The 17989-nt window shown below is 47.2% G+C and carries 16 protein-coding genes and 1 pseudogene; 4 read left to right on the top strand and 13 right to left on the bottom strand.

Translation table 11 applies throughout. From position 1 onward, the window contains the following. Positions 1–7: 7 nt before the first annotated feature. A complete protein-coding gene (locus AC51G0_RS26820) occupies positions 8–385 on the bottom strand; it encodes a CZB domain-containing protein (RefSeq protein WP_496304218.1) in 378 nt (125 codons plus the stop codon). Between the two features lie 36 nt (positions 386–421). Beyond that, positions 422–682: pseudogene (locus AC51G0_RS26815) on the bottom strand (methyl-accepting chemotaxis protein); the annotation flags it as partial. 962 nt (positions 683–1644) lie between these two features. On the opposite strand from AC51G0_RS26815, the gene AC51G0_RS26810 reads away from it, so the two are divergent. Continuing rightward, positions 1645–3276 (top strand): CHRD domain-containing protein, encoded by a 1632-nt coding sequence (locus AC51G0_RS26810; RefSeq protein WP_496302616.1) that lies wholly within the window; start codon positions 1645–1647, stop codon positions 3274–3276. Positions 3277–3423: 147 nt separating this feature from the next. On the opposite strand, the gene AC51G0_RS26805 is transcribed toward AC51G0_RS26810, so the two are convergent. From AC51G0_RS26805 to AC51G0_RS26790, 4 genes are all read right to left on the bottom strand, one after another. Beyond that, the gene (locus tag AC51G0_RS26805; RefSeq protein ID WP_496302615.1) at positions 3424–3795 is read right to left on the bottom strand and encodes a hypothetical protein; all 372 of its coding nucleotides are present in this window, start codon (positions 3793–3795) and stop codon (positions 3424–3426) included. Between the two features lie 105 nt (positions 3796–3900). Beyond that, positions 3901–5148 (bottom strand): esterase/lipase family protein, encoded by a 1248-nt coding sequence (locus AC51G0_RS26800; RefSeq protein ID WP_496302614.1) that lies wholly within the window; start codon positions 5146–5148, stop codon positions 3901–3903. 268 nt (positions 5149–5416) lie between these two features. Further along, on the bottom strand, positions 5417–6199 hold the full coding sequence (locus AC51G0_RS26795) for a ribonuclease H family protein (protein WP_496302613.1): 783 nt from the start codon (positions 6197–6199) through the stop codon (positions 5417–5419). 100 nt (positions 6200–6299) lie between these two features. Next, a complete protein-coding gene (locus tag AC51G0_RS26790) occupies positions 6300–7202 on the bottom strand; it encodes a LysR family transcriptional regulator (RefSeq protein ID WP_496302612.1) in 903 nt (300 codons plus the stop codon). A 127-nt stretch (positions 7203–7329) separates the two neighbouring features. Here AC51G0_RS26790 and AC51G0_RS26785 point away from each other — a divergent pair, with 127 nt between their 5' ends. Together AC51G0_RS26785 and AC51G0_RS26780 are read left to right on the top strand one after the other, a co-directional pair. Continuing rightward, a complete protein-coding gene (locus AC51G0_RS26785; RefSeq protein ID WP_496302611.1) occupies positions 7330–7875 on the top strand; it encodes a carboxymuconolactone decarboxylase family protein in 546 nt (181 codons plus the stop codon). 82 nt (positions 7876–7957) lie between these two features. Continuing rightward, positions 7958–9541, top strand: coding sequence for a 2Fe-2S iron-sulfur cluster-binding protein (locus AC51G0_RS26780; RefSeq protein WP_496302610.1), 1584 nt, complete (start codon positions 7958–7960; stop codon positions 9539–9541). Between the two features lie 48 nt (positions 9542–9589). Here the strand turns inward: AC51G0_RS26780 and AC51G0_RS26775 are convergent, their stop codons facing one another. Both AC51G0_RS26775 and AC51G0_RS26770 read right to left on the bottom strand, forming a co-directional pair. After that, positions 9590–10264: a hypothetical protein gene (locus tag AC51G0_RS26775; protein WP_496302609.1), complete on the bottom strand. Its 675-nt coding sequence runs from the start codon at positions 10262–10264 to the stop codon at positions 9590–9592. A 405-nt stretch (positions 10265–10669) separates the two neighbouring features. Continuing rightward, entirely contained in the window at positions 10670–11569 is a 900-nt protein-coding gene (locus AC51G0_RS26770; protein WP_496302608.1) for an AraC family transcriptional regulator, read from the bottom strand. 235 nt (positions 11570–11804) lie between these two features. Between AC51G0_RS26770 and AC51G0_RS26765 the strand changes: the two genes are divergently transcribed. Beyond that, the gene (locus AC51G0_RS26765; RefSeq protein WP_496304217.1) at positions 11805–12956 is read left to right on the top strand and encodes an iron-containing alcohol dehydrogenase; all 1152 of its coding nucleotides are present in this window, start codon (positions 11805–11807) and stop codon (positions 12954–12956) included. 69 nt (positions 12957–13025) lie between these two features. Here AC51G0_RS26765 and AC51G0_RS26760 read toward each other — a convergent pair whose 3' ends face one another. From AC51G0_RS26760 to AC51G0_RS26740, 5 genes are all read right to left on the bottom strand, one after another. Continuing rightward, complete coding sequence (locus AC51G0_RS26760; protein ID WP_496302607.1) at positions 13026–13880, bottom strand: DMT family transporter; 855 nt, start codon at positions 13878–13880, stop codon at positions 13026–13028. A 116-nt stretch (positions 13881–13996) separates the two neighbouring features. Continuing rightward, a complete protein-coding gene (locus tag AC51G0_RS26755) occupies positions 13997–14893 on the bottom strand; it encodes an aspartoacylase (protein WP_496302606.1) in 897 nt (298 codons plus the stop codon). A 91-nt stretch (positions 14894–14984) separates the two neighbouring features. Beyond that, complete coding sequence (locus AC51G0_RS26750) at positions 14985–15434, bottom strand: hypothetical protein (RefSeq protein WP_496302605.1); 450 nt, start codon at positions 15432–15434, stop codon at positions 14985–14987. Positions 15435–15526: 92 nt separating this feature from the next. Next, positions 15527–15940: an alternative ribosome rescue aminoacyl-tRNA hydrolase ArfB gene (arfB, locus tag AC51G0_RS26745; RefSeq protein WP_496302604.1), complete on the bottom strand. Its 414-nt coding sequence runs from the start codon at positions 15938–15940 to the stop codon at positions 15527–15529. 170 nt (positions 15941–16110) lie between these two features. Next, positions 16111–17826: an NAD-dependent malic enzyme gene (locus AC51G0_RS26740; protein ID WP_496302603.1), complete on the bottom strand. Its 1716-nt coding sequence runs from the start codon at positions 17824–17826 to the stop codon at positions 16111–16113. Positions 17827–17989: the final 163 nt, after the last annotated feature.

Here is a 17989-nt window from a genome sequence, read left to right as displayed (position 1 = left end):
AATCATCTCAATTAATGGCTGTCGTCTGGCAAATAAGTTCATCAATGAACTCAACGACCTTTTTACTGGCTCTTTCCATTTTCGCCGTTGATGTTAGCAATAAGTCGAGATCACCAACCTCTTTGGCATTCAAGGCTTGCTGTCCCATATCATGAACCTCTTTATGCGGCTGATCGATAGCAGCAAAAACATCAAGATGCCGGTAATGCTCATAACCTGCGCCTTCGAAATACCACTTACCCAAACGGCATTCAGTATGACAGTTCACCTTGCCGAAATTACCCGATGCAATTCGAGCATAGATATTGTTCTTCCAAACAGTATGATCTAGTTTAACTGTTTCAAGAAAAGCTCGCACCGACGTCGACTCAATGACTTTACGCATATTGGTACTGCTTGAGAGCACCTGTTCGATCACCGTGCTAATTTGAAGGTTACTGCATGATACTTCATCAACACTTGTCAGGTTCTCTTCGTTCGCTCGCTTAAGGCCTTCCGTTAGAGATTTAACCTGAGTTACCAAAGTATCAATATTACTGCTAGCTTCTGTACTCGTCGCCGCTAAGCTTCGCACTTCATCAGCGACGACAGCAAACCCTCTTCCCGACTCACCCGCTCGGGCTGCCTCTATCGCTGCATTCAACGCCAATAGATTAGTCTGATCGGATATGCTCCTGATAACTTCAAGGAATTTATTAATACCAGCAGTAGAATCATCCAACTGAGTAACCAGTTCCCGGCTATGCTCAGCTTGCTGAACAATCATACTTGTTCGACTATTTAGGCGCTCGACCGCATCTCGTGTCTGGCTAAATATCTCAGTTAAGGCTGACAACTCCTGTTCTTCAGATTGAAGCTGTTCAGCACTTGCAATTAAGCTTCCCCGTATATCATCAAGTAACTCATTGCCTTGGTGCTGATGCTCAGATAACTCTGATGATAATGCTATATGTGATGCCTGTTCGGTTTGCTCTTTTTTCGCAATAATGAGTTCTTGTTGTATGGATTTTAACTGAAAATTGAGTTCTTCAACTTGCATCAAATGTTCGTTTTTTAAAGTTTGAAGCTCTTCTTGATGTCGTTTTTTTGAAACAAACATAAGTTATCTCTAATTGTATATGAAGCCAAATAATTGACACGCCAGTGCAAGGCAGAACATACCCGAGAGAAACGTACGAATAAAGAGAAAGAATACTTATACCAACAATGATATAACATTTCTATAGGAAACGTGGCGTATATCACATCCGCAATACCATAAAGACAGTGTTTATTGTACCTCACACTTCTGCTTACTCCCTACCCAACAAAAAATTGACACATATTCTTCCAGCCACCGACAAGGCTTCGTTGACAAGCTCACGTTCGACCTCGATAAAGGTTCAAAATGAAATGTTACTATCGGTTATGAACAAACATTCAGCTAATAATTCGAAGCCAACACCCTCTACCAATTACTTTATCACCAGTACGAAAAAAGATACTCAACAGTCAGAATGATAAACATTTGTCTTTACTCTCATGTTTTGGCTAACCACTCACAACCAAGATACTAAGCTCAGTAGTAAGACTTAGAATCAATACTGAGAACCCCCACTCTGACTACACTCCTTTTGGTATTAATACCGCCATTAGGAGTTAATAATGAGTAAAAACTTCTGTTTTATTGCCATAGTAGCCTTGTTTCCTCTGCTTGGCTGCCAGGAGGAGGAACTAACTTTCGACGTTAGCCTCTCTGGTAATCAGGAAGTCCCGCCAGTTGTCACAGAGTCACAGGCGACAGCCATAGTAACGCTATTGGTAGGCAGTGGTGATGATAAAAACCATGATCAAGATTTAGATTTGGATCTAGATTTAGACTTGGACTCTAAAAAGAAAAGCCAATATAGAGATAAGGACAAAGACGGAAATACACCTCCAGATATGGAGGATGAAACTACATTTACACTCAGTGCCGAGCTAGATATCAGTATGGTACCCGATGTACAGGCTGCGCACATCCACCAAGGTGGTATTGGTGCCAATGGCCCTGTCGCTTTTGAGTTTGTCGATAATGGTGATGGCACGATGTCGGTCGCTGCGACGGAAATCACCCAAGAACAAGCTGATGAACTCTTCGCTGGCCAGTGGTATATCAATGTACATACTCTTGATAATCCTTCGGGCGAAGTCAGGGGGCAGATTGTCGACAGCAATATCGTAGTCGTCACCTTCAGCCTCGATGGTTCACAGGAAGTGCCACCTGTTGACTCTGACGCCTCAGGCCACGGTTATGCTGCCGTCAATACCGAAACCTTCGCCGTTGAGTTGACCGTCAACACAGAAAATGCGGAGGATGCTTCAGCTGCACATATCCACGAAGGCTTTATTGGTGAGAACGGTGATGTCGTCGTTGCTCTGGTTCAGGGAGACTCCCCTTCAGTATGGATGACCCCAGAAGAAACTATTTTGGATGAAGCAACCGCTCTACGCCTGATTAGTGGTGGACACTATGTTAACGTCCATACCCCTGCTAACCCTCCCGGGGAGATACGCGGCCAGATCCTGAGTAATGACTTCACAATAATTACCTTCTCATTAGATGGTGAGCAAGAAGTACCTGCCGTCAATACTCAAGCCAGTGGCTATGGCTATTTGACCTATAACAGCTCAACCGAAGAAGTGGATCTCAAAGTACTGACAACAGGCGCTGATGACGCCGTTGCAGCCCATCTTCACGAAGGTTTTATCGGACAGAATGGAGATGTCGTGGTCACTCTTGAGCAAGACCAAGAAGACGCAACAAAATGGACCAGCCCGGAAGGGACCACTTTGGGTAGCGATGTCGTCGAACTGCTTCTCAGCGGCGGTCACTATGTCAATGTCCATACTCCGGCCAACCCACCGGGCGAAATTCGAGGGCAAGTACTAACCTCGGACTTCACTTTATTTACCTTTCCACTAGATAGTACGCAGGAGGTTCCACCTGTAGAGACAGAAGCCTTCGGTAGTGGTTACGCCACCTTCAATGAGAAGACCAATATACTCCAGGCTAGAGTTGTAACTTCTGGGGTTGATGATGCCGTAGCTGCCCATGTCCACGAAGGGGCTGCAGGCGAGAACGGCGATGTGGTGGTTGGCCTAGTTCAAGACATGGACGATGTTGCCGCTTGGATGACGCCAGATGACACCGAAATTGATGATGACACTGCCACCCAACTGCTGAGCGGTGGACATTATATTAATGTTCACACCCCAGCCAACCCACCAGGAGAAATACGAGGGCAAATTGAGTAACAGGAAATTATCATAACGCCAAATGCCGCCGATACACTCTATCTAAATCGGCGGTATTTTTCTAAAAAACAGCCAGCGTGAGTATTTTCTAGCCCCAAAAAAAGCGAAATAGCTATTATCTCGCTTTTTATCAAAGGACTTGCGGCTTTACTCTAGTCCCGAGGTATCCCAATACACATACACAGACTCTTCTTTAAGCTGGAAAATAAGTCCTTTCTGACCTAGACCTGATTGTCGATATACGGGCTGCCCCTGGCTATCTCTATAATTGCCGGGATCATCTCCAATCGGGGTGAAGTCATAGTAGACACCGTCAGCACGATCGATAGTAATATAACCCTGACGCTGAGAAAAAACGCAAAAATACTGGGCAGAAGGCTTGTCCGAACCAGACGGGTAAATATCACAACGTGCATCAGCAGAGTCAGCGAAGACCAACGGTATATAAGCCCAACACAGCAAGGCAAATATGGTCATTTTCAGATACCACTTCCAACCTGCCCAATAACCCGCACTCATGCGTTACCTCCACGACGTTAAGCTCGATCGCAGTGATGTTCTCTTGAGTGTAGACCCATACAATATTCCGTTCATACTGATTTCTGTCGGATGCTATCAGAGCGATTAACCTTCCCCCAGCCACTCCACCAACTGGCGAGTAACCTCAGGACTACTGAGCAGTTCCATATGATTCATTTGATAAAAAACCTGCTGTGATGTGTCTGCAAACACCAAGCCGCGATCATCCTCATCATGCAGCCCAAGAGCACTGCGCAAGGGAACCAGACCATCACCAATTAAACGCTCAGCTAAGAGACTACGCTTAGTGGCCATCGTCGCCGCCACTGTGTAACACGCTATATCTTCAGGTAAAGGGCTCAATTGCCGCTCATCGGCTTTACTTTCGAAGCGGTCAGTACCTTGCCAGTCTTCATCAACCACGTGGCCATAACGCAAATCAGTAATACCCGAGCTACGAAGCTTGCTAAGTAGCGAGAAAGGAGCCGTGTAAGGGGTACAGCCCAATATCACATCGAGTTTATTGCCAGCACGCTCTAATGGAGCCCCGTGGTGCGGTGTCCCCAGGAACACAATATTTTTCAACAATGCTGGCCACTGCAAAGTCTGCTGCTTGCCATAAATCACAGCACTACGTGTTAGTAAGCCCCCCATGCTATGGGCAACAACTGTCAGCTCTTCAATCGGAGTCGGCCAACTGTCAACTAACCGCTCTAGTTGGTCAGCTAACTCTCGTCCATTGGTAGAAATATGCAATCCGGAGTTATAACGTAAATAGATGGGTGTATAACCGAGTGCAGAAGACAGTGCCTGACCATGATCAACCTCGTTACCGTCATGCTCGGTACTCCATTGCATGTCATTCATACACAAACCATGGATCATCAACAGCACCTTGCTCGTTGCTTCAGGCATTGGAGGGAAAGCCTGCCAATTCAATGCTTCCCGCTGATAGTAAAACGTCATCGGAGTCGCAAATTGGTTATTATTCATCACCAGGCGATCGCCCATCACACCATTCAGTGCCGACAGCACGGCTACACGCTCTGGTGTTTCAGGCTTTTCTTTATCCAGGGATTCCAGCAAAGGGTGCTGTTTTTCAAGTACCATATCGACACCGTTACCCACCATCTGCGTAACCGTGTAGATACTCTTGTAAACCAGCCCGGTAATGCCTCTTGTTCGGCCCGGCTCGTTACCGCCAGGCATCCCCAACGTACTCCAAACCGACTGGTGCACACCCTCGGCAATACGGGTCACACTCATAGTGGCTTGAGTCGCTAATTGACCAACACCTCGAATGTCTGAAGCATGCAGGTGCTGCAGTCGCTTTTTGAATACCTGTATAACCATGGTTATGAGCTCCGCCTCTGCTTTCTAATGAGAAAATAAGTCGCTTTTACTTACTGGAATAGCAATAAGCAACTAAACCCATAATGAATAACAGCGACGCGGTTGTGAATCACTTATTTGAAAAAACAGACAGCAGATCAATAAATAGAATCCCAAACAACAGACTGTGTGAACAGAACAAGCTGTCGAGATGACTTTCCACTGGCGCCGATTAACAATTAATTAAGTTGTAAGTCAGCTCCATACACCATTATCAGAAATGGAAAGGTTAACCTGCCCTTAAAGCAAGTATTGCATCAATATCCAAAGCCTCAGTATAGCGACAAAAATCCCTATCTTGCCGGTCAACAGCCAGTACAGACATCCGGTCGGCTAGCTCATTTCCTTCGATTCCGGCATGACCTTTGACATGAGATAACGTCATTGTGTCTTTAAGGGAGAGGTATAGCTCGTGCGATGCCTGAATCACTTCCAGGTTTTTGATATCTCCCTTTTCTTTGCGCATCCAACCTTTTTTCTTCCAGTTAAATGCCCACACAGAAATGCAGTTAATAGAATATTTAGAATCACTCAATACCTGGACCGTTTTGCCTTTGTCTAGATTCTCCTTGGCGATAAGCAGTGCCTGATAAAGGGCATTCAACTCCGCGGTATTATTTGTACCGTTGGGATTATACAAGCCGTACCAAAGTTCGGTCAGGCGATCATCACTGTATACAGCAATGCCAGAGCCCGCTTTGCCCGGGTTAGGATCACAGGCTCCATCGCAATAAATATTCACATCAAAGTCTGACGGCTCTGGTTTGATAACCGCTGGCGCCTCCGATTTCTTCGCAGACGTTGCTCCCACTCTCTTCTTTGCCGCTTGACCAGAATTGTTTGATTTCGTGGACTTAAAACCAGAACTGTATGCTTTCTCAGCTTCTTCTCTCGTTTTGAAAGACTTATACCTTGCCTTTGGGTACTTATCGACTAACTGTTTAGTCTGGTCCCAGTTTGTGAATACGCCTGTTTCACGCCCAACCCATACAACATAAAATTTCTGTGCCATTACTTTTTCCTTTACTAGGTGAGTGTGAAACAATTCGGCCGCTAGTGCGGCGACGTAGGATACTAGACGACCCGATCCAGACCAAGCCTTTGTAACAAAATCAACAAATAAGTGCCGGTTCATTCCGCAACCGCTGTGCGAGCAAATCGATAAAAGCCCGCACCTTAGCGGATGCATAACGCCCTTCCCTGTGGACAATATGTACTGGCCGAGGAGGCAGTTCAAACTCAGGTAGCAGCACTTGTAAACGGCCATCAGCCAACTGGTCTGCAACCTGGTACGAAAGCACCCGGGTGATCCCCAGCCCTTCTAGCGAAGCTTCTATAGCAGCATCATTAGTTGTTACCGTTAAACGCGGTTTTATCCGCACCGACTGCTCACCAACGGGATATTTAAAACGCCACCCCACCGCAAAGTTACCGGCACTTGAGGCGATAACAGAGCACTGTTGTAGCTCATGGGGTTCGGTAGGTACCCCATGACGCTCTAGATATTCAGGCGACGCAACCAGTACCATACGTACCTCCCCCACTTTCAGGGCACGCATGCTTGAATCCGGCAGATCACCGATACGCACGCCCACATCCAAGCCTTCTTCTACCAAACTCACAACCCGGTCAAGGAACAAAGCATCCACTTCCATTTCTGGATAACATTTCAAATACTCAACGATTCCCGGCATCACAAACATCCGACCAAACAGCACAGGGGCTGTAACGGCAAGATGCCCTCTAGGTTCAGCATTAATACCGGCTGCTGCTTCATCGGCCGCTTCAACCTCAGCCAATAAACGGCGGGCATCTTCCAGATAACGTTGACCCGCCTCGGTGGCACGTACATAACGCGTTGTACGGCTCAGCAACTTAACCCCAAGGCGATCTTCAAGCGCTGCCACGGCGCGGGTAACAGCGGGCGGGGACATCTTCAGGCGCCGGGCTGCCGAAGCAAAACCTTCTTCCTCAGCCACAGCCTGAAACACCTGCATCTGGTGAAAGCGATCCATATATAATTCCACTAAACGAAATAATGAATTGTAATTTTAGATTATTCTTTAATTTAACGGAATCACCCATAGTTAACTCACACGATGCAAGACGCATCAAGCCCCAAACAAACGTGAGGAAACTGACATGAGCCGCATTAACGTAATCGAGCGCAACAACGCAAACAACGAACAACTTGAGCTTCTGGATGCCATTCAAGCGCAACTAGGCATGGTGCCCAACTTTCTCAAAGTATTTGCTAACTCACCAGCAGCCCTACGTGCATTCCTTGGTCTCCATGGTATTGCTGGCGAAGGCAGCCTAGATGCACAAACTCGCGAGCGGATTGCCCTGGCAGTAGCACAGCAAAACGAATGTCAGTACTGCGTCTCGGCCCATTCTGCCATTGGCCTCAAGGCCGGTCTCAATAGCGCCGAAATTGAAGCCAACCGAGCAGGCACCAGTCAGGATGCAAAAGCCGCTGCCGCTGTGAAATTTGCTCGTGCCCTGGCTGAGCATAACGGTGAAGTCACCTCAGCAGAGCTTCAGGCTGTTCGCAACGCCGGATACAGCGAGTCTGACATCGTTGAAATCATCACTCATGTCGGCATGAATGTTCTGACCAATATCCTAGGCAAGGCAAGCCGTATTGATATCGACTTTCCGAAAGTGGAGCTCCGCCAGGCATCCTAAATAACAATTGCGCCGCAACAGGCTTACCTCACGCGGCGCCCTCTTTTCCAGCATTAATGACAACTCCTGCGAGGACTGAACCATGGGACACAAATTTGCTGAAATCGCATTTACTCAGACAGTTCGTGAAATCCAGGCTGCTAATGGCAGCCGTGAAGGTTACACGCAGATGGACGAAGGGCCTGATTACAACAACCTGCTCAGCGAACGTGAAGCTGCGTTTATTAATGCCCGCGATAGCTTCTACATGGCCAGTGTTAGTGAAACTGGCTGGCCTTACGTACAGCACCGAGGCGGTCCTGCAGGATTTATGAAAGTACTAGATGCTCGCACCATCGGCTTTGCTGATTATTCCGGCAACCGACAGTACGTAAGTACAGGCAACTTCCTGAACGATGACCGGGTCTCGCTATTTTTTATGGATTACCCAAACCGTACCCGCCTAAAAATGCTCGGCCGGGTTCGTATTATTGGGCAAGATGATCCCGAGACACTCGCCCTGCTAGAAGATGATCATTATCGTGCTCGTATTGAGCGTGGCTTTATTATCAACATCGAAGCCTTCGACTGGAACTGTCCGCAACATATTACTCCACGTTTCACCGAAGCCGAGGTAGACGCGTTAATTGTCCCCCTGGTCGAAGAAAACCAGCGGCTAAAAGCGGCAAGTTCTAACATCAGCAATAATAGCCAACCGGACGTTCTTGGTGAGGGCGAACTCGAACTGGTGATCAGTGGTATTCGACAGCTGGCCCCACGAGTACGAGCTTATGAGCTACGCGATCCAGATGGCGGTGATCTGCCACCGTTTGAAGCCGGCTCTCACCTGCAAGTGCCAGTCCAACTTAAAAATGGCGAGATCACTACACGCTATTACTCCATAGCCTCCAATCCTGCTCGCCGGGATGCCTACGAGATTGCCGTCCTTAAGGAAGAAGAAGGTAGCGGCGGCTCCCAGGCCGTGCATAATAGCTACCAGCTGGGTACAACCATTCGCACTCCGCTGCCAGCCAATCATTTTGTCCTGCACAGCGACAACCGCCCAGCAGTGCTGATCGCTGGCGGCATTGGGATCACCCCGATCAAAGCAATGGCTCAGACACTCGCGTCACGAGGCACGGCTTTGCAGCTACATTATGCAGGCCGAAGTCTAAACGACATGCCCTACCGCGATCGACTACAGCGAGAATTTGGCGAACGTATTACAGTGTACAGCTCAGCTGATGACAAGCGCCTTAACGTTGAAGGCCTCCTGAATTCAGCTCCGGCAGATGCCGTGATCTACGTCTGTGGCCCGTCACGCCTTATCGATAACGTAATTACCGCAGCCAAAACCACAGGTATTGATGCAGACCGCGTGCGTTTTGAACGCTTTGAAGCTGGGATATCTGAAAATGCAAAACCGGTTCAAGTCGAACTGGCTCGTTCCGGGGTGATAATCCAAGTCGCCCCTGACCAGAGCATCCTAGATGCAATGATAGAGGAAGGCATTGATGCGCCATACAGCTGCAAGGCCGGAAACTGTAAATCCTGTGCGATAAAAGTTACAGCAGGGGAAGTTGAACACCGTGATTCTGCTCTCTCTAGCCATGAACGTGACGAGCAACAATTAATGTGCCCATGTGTCTCTCGCGCGAAAACGAAGAAGCTAGCACTGGATATCTAATACCAATCTGGATAAGTAAATGTTCAGAAAATTGCACAGGAAAAATGATCATTCGACGATAGGCTGGGCCAATATCCATAAGCTGACCATGGTATAACTCACCATCAATACCAACAGGGGGATCTGGCTACGCAACACCAAACTAGGCTCGCGGAACATCCGCTGTGCCATCACATGAGCGAGAAAGACTGCAAAGATATGGCCAACAACAATCGCAACCACTGAGATGATCCACACTAGGCGTGCGTTGATGATGCCAATATCGATAAAATAAAGCTTGGTGCCGAATAGATCCCAGCCATAGCCAAAAGGGTCGGAGATCAATGGGATCATGTACTGCCCGACAATCAGTAGGTACGACAGATAGTGTGCCAAGTGGTAGGCCAGCGCGATGGGGATCAGGGTCAGTACAAAATTACCCGCTACATCGCCAATGCTGGGATTAATGATGACACTCCCCACCGCCCATTTCATCAAGGCACAAAAGAGTAAGTAGACCCCAACAAACAACAGCGAAAAAAGTACCATTCCGAGGGAGGTTATAACAGTAGGGGCATCACCGAACAGGGGCTGCAAAGCGACCAGCAGTGATCGCAACGGCTGGGAGTATAAAACCCACTGCACGATATCTGCCCAGAGAGGCGTCGCCATAAAACCATCAAATGTGACGGTGGCCAGCATCAATACAGCAAAAAACGTGAGCGAAAAAGAGGCAGGCTGCACGGTTAAGAGCCCGACCCCTAAGGGGCGCAAATTCCACTCGGCTCATAGCTTAATACCCAAGGGGCCTCAAGATGCATCGTTTTACCCTATTCATCCTTCTTATGACAAATAAAAAAATGGCGCCAGGAGGGGCGCCAAAGATGTTACGTGCAAAGTATGTTATTAATACAAGGCAAGTATCACGCCAAAAATCATCAAATAATGACAGCGGACTATAGTGTTTATGATTAGAAATAAAGGGGGTAATCAGAATATTTACTGGCTTTCAAGCTAACAACAGAATTTTAAAAAATTATGATTATCGACACTATTAATACACCCTACAATGGTGCATCCACTGCACCATTGTAGGAAAAAATCAAACCAATACACACCAACCTAATACAACATAAAATATAATAGCCTTTACTGAAAAAAGCCGATTTCAGCGGCTTTGCTCGGCGGCAGCCCAAAATACCGCTTAAATTCACGGCTAAATTGCGTAGCACTTTCATAGCCGACTTTTATGGCAGCAACATTTGCTGGCATGCCGTCTTGCACCATCAGGGTTTTCGCTTTATTCAGGCGGATTTTCTTAATGTATTGCAGGGGCGGATCGGTCACGACTTGTTTAAAGGCACGGTGAAAAGCTGAAACGCTCATTCCTGCCATATCGGCAAGATCATCGATAGCTAGCTTCTGCTCATAATGAGCCTGCACATGGGTGATAACTTTAGACACTCGTGACAATGCACTGTCTTGCTTACAGTATTGGGCAAGTAAATACCCTTGCTGGCCCTGTAATAACAGGTAGAAAAACTCACGCAATATCTGCGGGCCCAACACGGTTGAATCAAGAGGGTTATGCAGTACCTGTAGCAAGCGCGACATGCAGCTTGTTATGGCAGGCGTGATCCGTGCGGCTGCCACTCCACGGCCATTCGGATCCGCCTTAAATACATCTATTCCACCATATTGCTCCAACATCTCAACAAGCTGCTGGATCACGGTAAGATCAAACTCAATATCAATGCCGATCAACGGCGAGTCCTCAGAAGCAAAGGTCTCACAGGCAATCGGATATGGTGTTGCCACAATCAGACAATGGTTGGTATCGTATTCGAAGCGATAGTCATTCAGATGCCCCACTTTATTTCCCTGAAAAATCACAACCACACCCTGCTGATACATCTGAGGGGTAACTCTATGATATTTAGTGATCCTAAACAGCCTCACCCCAGGAATATGAGTCTCCACCAGCCCCGATTGTTTATCCAGGCCGTACTTCTCACATACCGAAGTGGCCAAATTCACTGTATCTTTCATGCTTCCTCCCGATAGTAACATCATCCCCATCGAGGTCGTGAATACAAGCATTTCAACTTTAAAAGTAGAATTAGGCAAGCTTTAAATAGGATCGTGTATTAACCAGAGGTCTGATGTCACATAGACTAGCCGGTATCAAACATCAGCAGTACGGCGCCTAATTTCAATTTAGACTGACTGGGATCAGAAGTCTCCCAGCCGGATTGCTACGCAATACTCTCACCGGAGCACAATGATGAATAAGTTCACTTATCAAAATCCTACCTGTATTCATTTTGGTGAAGGCCAGATCGCAGCCATCGCCAACGATATTCCGAAAGAAAAAAAGGTTCTGGTTATCTATGGTGGCGGATCGATTAAAAGCAATGGTGTCTACGAGCAGGTAGCGACTGCGCTAGCTGATCACCAGTGGGGCGAGTTCGCAGGCGTTGAACCAAACCCACAGTACGACACACTGATGAAAGCAGTAGAGAAGATCAAATCAGAAGGCTTTGACTACCTACTAGCTGTTGGCGGCGGTTCAGTTATCGACGGTACGAAATTCATCGCAGCAGCTGCAAGCTACCAAGGTGAAGACCCATGGAACATTCTCGCCAACAATGAGACAGTATCAGCAGCCCTGCCACTTGCATGTGTATTGACGTTACCGGCAACGGGTTCTGAAAACAATATGGGCGCTGTTGTCTCTCGCGGCAAAGACAAGTTGGCTTTCATGTCACCTCTGGTTCGTCCTTCGTTTGCAGTACTCGATCCAAAAACAACCCTAAGCCTATCACCGCGCCAGGTAGCAAATGGTGTCGTTGATGCTTTCGTTCACGTTATGGAGCAATACCTAACTTACCCGACAAACGCCAAGGTACAAGACCGCTTCGCTGAAGGGCTGCTGCTGACTCTGGTTGAAGAAGGCCCTAAAGCGCTGGCAACACCAGATGATATCGATGTACGTTCCAACATCATGTGGTCGGCCACGCAAGCGCTCAATGGTCTTATTGGTGTTGGAGTCCCACAAGACTGGGCCTCCCACATGATTGGCCATGAGCTGACCGGTAACTTCGGTATCGACCATGCCCGTACCTTGAGTATCGTTCTACCGGCTGTTATGCAGGAACGACGTACAGACAAAGAAGCCAAACTGCTTCAATACGGCGAGCGTATTTTTGGTATAACCGAAGGCTCCGTTGAAGAACGTATCGATGCGGCTATTACCCAAACCATTGCTTTCTTCAAGCAAATGGAAGTACCAACCAGCCTGACTGATATCAATCTTGATGCGTCATCGATTGATACCCTAATCACCAGCCTGGAAAAACACGGTATGAAAACACTGGGCGAGCACGGCACTATTACTATTGCTGACAGCCGAGCGATTTTGGAAACAGCGCTTTAATCGAGTAAGCCAATCAATATTACCTATTAAAAAGCAGCTTGTTATGAGCTGCTTTTTATCATTACGATCTCACTGCCCTTTTTGACGTAGCACCAGTGCAATGCCACCAAGAATCGCAGCTGAAGCCAAGACGAGGCGCAGCGAAATCGCCTCTCCAAGAAAAAGCACCCCGCCAATTGCAGCAATCACAGGAACGCTTAACTGTACGGTAGCAGCCGTCGTCGCCTGCAGAGCGGGAAGTACGCTATACCACATCACATAGCCAATTCCCGAGGCTAAGGCACCCGAGAGGATCGCATACCCCATACCAGTAGCATCAAGGGTCAGACTGCCGAACATCACAATACTCAATACCAAGGTAAATGGTACAGCGCGAAGAAAATTACCCGTCGTTGCCAGAACTGGATCCACAACACCTTTACCTCGCAACGAGTAGATCCCCCATGCAATACCTGCCGACAACATTAATATTGAACCAATCAATGGGGGTGCCGACAAGCCTGGTAACAATAAACCAACAAGCCCGCATATTGCGAGAATAAAGCCCAACCATTGAATAGCAGACAGGCGCTCACCCTGCCAGAGCCCATAACCCAGCATAGTTGTTTGGACGGCAGCAAAAAGTAGCAGCGCCCCAGTGGCAGCAGGCAGGCTTATATAGGCAAAGGAAAACCCCGCAGCATACACAAACAGGGCAAGCGCAGACAGCCAACTTCCTTCTGATCGTTCCTGGCTGGGTTTTAGGTGTGTGATCAACCACAATATAACGGCCCCAGAAATCAAACGAACAGAGGTAAAACTTGCTGCATCAATATCAGTACTTAGAAGGGCAACCCGATTGAGCAAGGAGTTCCCGGCAAACGCCAGCATGGCAAGCACTGTGACGATAATGACTTTGGCAGGTATTTTTCGACTTTGCTGCATAGACCTAATCCATTCACCTCATTGTGAGTGTTTTGCTATAACGATCGACACAAAAAAGAGCAGCTCCCGTACTGGGTAACTGCCCTATATTATGGCTGGAATATCAACCTACCGCGTTATACCTCGACAACCACTTTCTTTGCCAGCGACATCGCAAGGTTATTATCGTAATACGCCGCTTCATTGATGAAGTGTGGATAGGCTTCATAATCCCCTATCCAGCAAATTTCTTTGCCATCAAACAAGGTGAAAACCGGATCACCCGATCGCAGAGGTTTGAAATCTGCATCCTGGACGTTTCGATGCACCATCCCAATACGCTCACCATTCTCATCTTCTGGTAGCTTCAGGGTTTCTTCATATTTAAAAGCTTCATAACTTGTAGGAAGCTCTGGAAGAGAATCGGTGTTATGCAACTCGACATAGTCCAAGATATGCTGAGTCATCTCTTCCATCCAGTCCAGTACATCCTGGCGGATCACCGACTGTGACTGCGGGCCAACCTCAACAATCACCCCTTGCTTGGTAATCGAACTCAGAAAGTAATGCTCCTCGACAGAAGCCTGATCTTCCAACACGATCACTGCATCGGGCATTTTAGACTTTACATACGCCCCCATTTTGCGGTTAAACGCGTCAGACTGGAGCATTATCAGCGATGGCCCCATATTACTGGTGGTATTATGCAGATCGATAATGAAGTCCGTCTTGGCATTACCTTTCGGGCCAATCTGGAGATTAATCGCTTTCGCCCTACTCTGCTCGTAGTTCGCCAGTTCAGGGTTATTCAGTTCACCGAGGCTAAACTGACGGTTTAAATCACAGTCAAGGTAGCGCTTGTTTTCCTCAAAGGCTTTCGGGTTGGCAAAAACAGTTTGGGTCGAAAAGGTATCCCGGGAAATCAGCTGTGGATTCTGTTGCCATTTACGAAGCAGGTAGATCCCACTGAATTCGTTTCCGTGTGTGCCGCCAACAACAGCAACCGAATTAATTGTATTCGTCCTTGTATTCACAGGCCTGGCTCTCACTTGTCATTCTTAGGTATTCATTTCAATATACTGAAATGAATACCAGTTTCACTCTTTTTTTGCCAGTGAAAACCCACTAATTTTCGACAGGTCGGGTTTGTGCCAGTTTCAAGTAAGAATGCAGCTCGCCATTTTTGTACTCAATCGCCGAGTGAATATTGATATTCCTGTTCGCAAACACACTACAGTGATACTGGTTTTCGCCCTTGCTTATTTCAATGTCAATGACACCATCATTCAGCACCCAGTTGCCAGTACTTCGATGCCGATTAAATAACGTAAATTCATCGAGTGAACCATCAGGGTACAAAATCAATTCAGTGATATAGCCAGCACTGCAGGTCTTTATCCAGTGTTGTGAAAAAACCTCATCCAGTGAAAAATTCCGCTTAAACGCAAGCCACTCATGCATATTAGCTTGCTCGGCTGAATCTAACTCTGGCAATGCATCCAAATCCAGTAATCTAACGCGTTCTGATTCACGAAAATAAAGCTGGAGCAACTGGCAGGTTTTCTTCTCAGACATCCATATCACCTTTATACATCATCATGTTAGAAGTGAAACTAAACGCTAATGTGCCATCTTTCACTGAGAAATGAGTGAAAGTGTTAACCGGCTCAAAACTTCACCTTTCCTCGCATCGATTTCGTCTGCCCTCGTTGTGTTTTCTTGTCCATTCGGCGACGTTGTGACCCTTTTGTGGGTTTTGTTGCCCGACGAGCTTTCTGCTGCACCACTGACTCTTGGATCAATTCTTTTAATCGTAATAGTGCATCTTCTTTGTTTTGCTCTTGGGTTCGATATTGCTGCGCTTTAATGATGATCACCCCATCTTTGGTGATCCGGTGATCGGATAATTTAAGCAAGCGCTCTTTATAAAAGACAGGTAATGATGAGCGTTTGACGTCAAAACGTAGATGAATGGCACTGGAAACCTTATTGACATTCTGACCACCCGCGCCCTGAGCACGAATTGCCGTAATTTCAATTTCCCAGTCGGCCAGTTGAACGGTGTTGGAGATAGTTAGCATGAAAAGAAAAGCAAGCCTGTAACGATAAGGTATTCAATCAACATTATAAATTATCAATGAAGAATTGTACGAAAATAAATACCCAGCACCAACAAACCGCGTATCGCTTTGGCGTAAAATGCAAAGCCCAGCATGATTGCTGGGCTTTAAGTGACAAATTTAAGTGATGATTACACTCGGCGATAAGGCAGGTAGACCGGCTCCCACATATGTTCAGCCAGTTCTTGTTCAACATCTTTACCGCGCAGGATGCTATTTGGATCTGTCGCCTGCATATTGCTCAAAATACTGGTAGCAACGCGCAGTGATACTTCTTTCAGCTCACTGATCCGAGGATATACGCAGCCCGCAGCCAGATCTTCCTCAGACACACACTCCGCCAGAGCGTATGAAGCCATGGTGAACATATCCAAAGTGATCTTCTTCGAACGAGAAACAATAGCGGCTAACCCTACCCCAGGGAAGATAAAGACGTTATTGCCTTGCCCAATCCGGTATTCATAACCATTGTAACTGACATTACCAAACGGACTGCCAGTTGCCACGATAGCCTGACCATCACTCCACTGATAGATATCTTCCGGTAGTGCTTCGCAGTTCGCAGTCGGGTTCGACAGCGGGAATACCATTGGGCGCTTGGTATACTCCATCATTTTTTGAACATGTTCTTCTTTGAAGGCACCGCCAATACCGCTTGTACCAAGAAGAACTGTGACCGGGTGGTTGTTGATCAGCTCAGTCAACGACACCTTGCCAAGCACTTCGGTGTGCCAGCCTTCCGCCAACGAACGTGGCTTGGCATAGCGCTTCTTATACTCATCCAGCCCATCACGGTCATCAAATACCAATCCCTGGGAATCAAGGATGAAAATCTTATCTCGGGCAGCCGTATGAGAGCAGCCTTCTTTTAACAAGCCAGCATAGATCTGGTCAGCAACCCCGACACCACCCGCGCCAGCCCCGTATACCACATAGGTTTGATCAACTAATGACTCACCTTTGATTTTGGCTGCGCCCAAAATACCGGCAAGTACCACCGAGCCTGTGCCCTGAATATCATCATTAAAGGAAGGTAAGAAATCTTCGTAATCAGACAGGTTATCGAAGGCATTCGATTTACTGAAATCCTCCCACTGCAGCACTGCTTTCGGGAAGTGGCGTTTCACCTGACGAACAAACTCCTTGATGAATGTTTTGTACTCTTCACCACGCATCCGCTTGCGAGGCACGCCTAGGTACATAGGGTCATCCAGCAGATCCTGGTTATCTGTCCCTACATCGAGCGCTATTGGTAGACAATGTGCAGGATGAATGCCTGCACCCAGTGTATAAAGCGATAGCTTACCAATCGGGATCCCCATCCCACCAACACCTTGGTCACCCAGCCCCAGAATGCCTTGGCTGTCCGTAACAACGATGATCTTAATATCTTTACCGGTAAAATGGCGGGCCTGTTCACCCATATTTTCGACATTGTCTTCAGTGATATATAAGCCACGTGCTTTCTGGTAACGGTGACTGAACTCCTGACAAGCTTTACCGACAGTCGGGGTATAGATGATCGGCGTCATCTCTTCGATATGACGAGACAACAAGGCATAAAACAAAGTTTCATTTCGATCTTGAAGCGCTCGTAGGAAAAGGTATTTTTCAATATCGGTGGATGCATTTCTAAAACCGTCATAAACCCGGTTCAACTGATCGTCAAATGTCTGCACACGCGGGGGTAACAAGCCACTCAGCTGAAAAGCTTCTCTTTCCTCATAGGTAAAAGCTGTACTTTTGTTGAGTGTCCGGTCGTTGAGTAGCTCAGTACCAGTCAAAGAAACAGGTCTGAATTCATTGCCATCTTCATCTTTCCAACGCAGGTATTTGCCTATCGTCATGGTATCCCTCCAGTCTCATTTTCGACAATCAGTCCTCGTTTGTTTTCTGTGGCGATGACAGAGAATAGGAGGGCTGACATTGGCTCCGTCAGGAGATAACGAAAGATTCTACGCCCATAGTTGGATGAAAAATGTGATATTCGGAGAATAATTAGTTGATTTA

The sequence above is a fragment of the Photobacterium sp. HL06 genome (assembly GCF_059552575.1).
The sequence above is the reverse complement of the archived record's forward strand: the minus strand, read 5'-3'. Positions and strand labels throughout refer to the sequence as shown.

Coding starts and splice junctions, on each gene's coding strand:
- arfB (WP_496302604.1), bottom strand. CDS start 15,940: ATGCTAACTATCTCCAACACCGTTCAACTGGCCGACTGGGAAATTGAA.
- AC51G0_RS26820 (WP_496304218.1), bottom strand. CDS start 385: ATGCGTAAAGTCATTGAGTCGACGTCGGTGCGAGCTTTTCTTGAAACA.
- AC51G0_RS26795 (WP_496302613.1), bottom strand. CDS start 6,199: ATGGCACAGAAATTTTATGTTGTATGGGTTGGGCGTGAAACAGGCGTA.
- AC51G0_RS26810 (WP_496302616.1), top strand. CDS start 1,645: ATGAGTAAAAACTTCTGTTTTATTGCCATAGTAGCCTTGTTTCCTCTG.
- AC51G0_RS26800 (WP_496302614.1), bottom strand. CDS start 5,148: ATGGTTATACAGGTATTCAAAAAGCGACTGCAGCACCTGCATGCTTCA.
- AC51G0_RS26790 (WP_496302612.1), bottom strand. CDS start 7,202: ATGGATCGCTTTCACCAGATGCAGGTGTTTCAGGCTGTGGCTGAGGAA.
- AC51G0_RS26760 (WP_496302607.1), bottom strand. CDS start 13,880: ATGCAGCAAAGTCGAAAAATACCTGCCAAAGTCATTATCGTCACAGTG.
- AC51G0_RS26785 (WP_496302611.1), top strand. CDS start 7,330: ATGAGCCGCATTAACGTAATCGAGCGCAACAACGCAAACAACGAACAA.
- AC51G0_RS26780 (WP_496302610.1), top strand. CDS start 7,958: ATGGGACACAAATTTGCTGAAATCGCATTTACTCAGACAGTTCGTGAA.
- AC51G0_RS26805 (WP_496302615.1), bottom strand. CDS start 3,795: ATGAGTGCGGGTTATTGGGCAGGTTGGAAGTGGTATCTGAAAATGACC.
- AC51G0_RS26765 (WP_496304217.1), top strand. CDS start 11,805: ATGAATAAGTTCACTTATCAAAATCCTACCTGTATTCATTTTGGTGAA.
- AC51G0_RS26770 (WP_496302608.1), bottom strand. CDS start 11,569: ATGAAAGATACAGTGAATTTGGCCACTTCGGTATGTGAGAAGTACGGC.
- AC51G0_RS26740 (WP_496302603.1), bottom strand. CDS start 17,826: ATGACGATAGGCAAATACCTGCGTTGGAAAGATGAAGATGGCAATGAA.
- AC51G0_RS26750 (WP_496302605.1), bottom strand. CDS start 15,434: ATGTCTGAGAAGAAAACCTGCCAGTTGCTCCAGCTTTATTTTCGTGAA.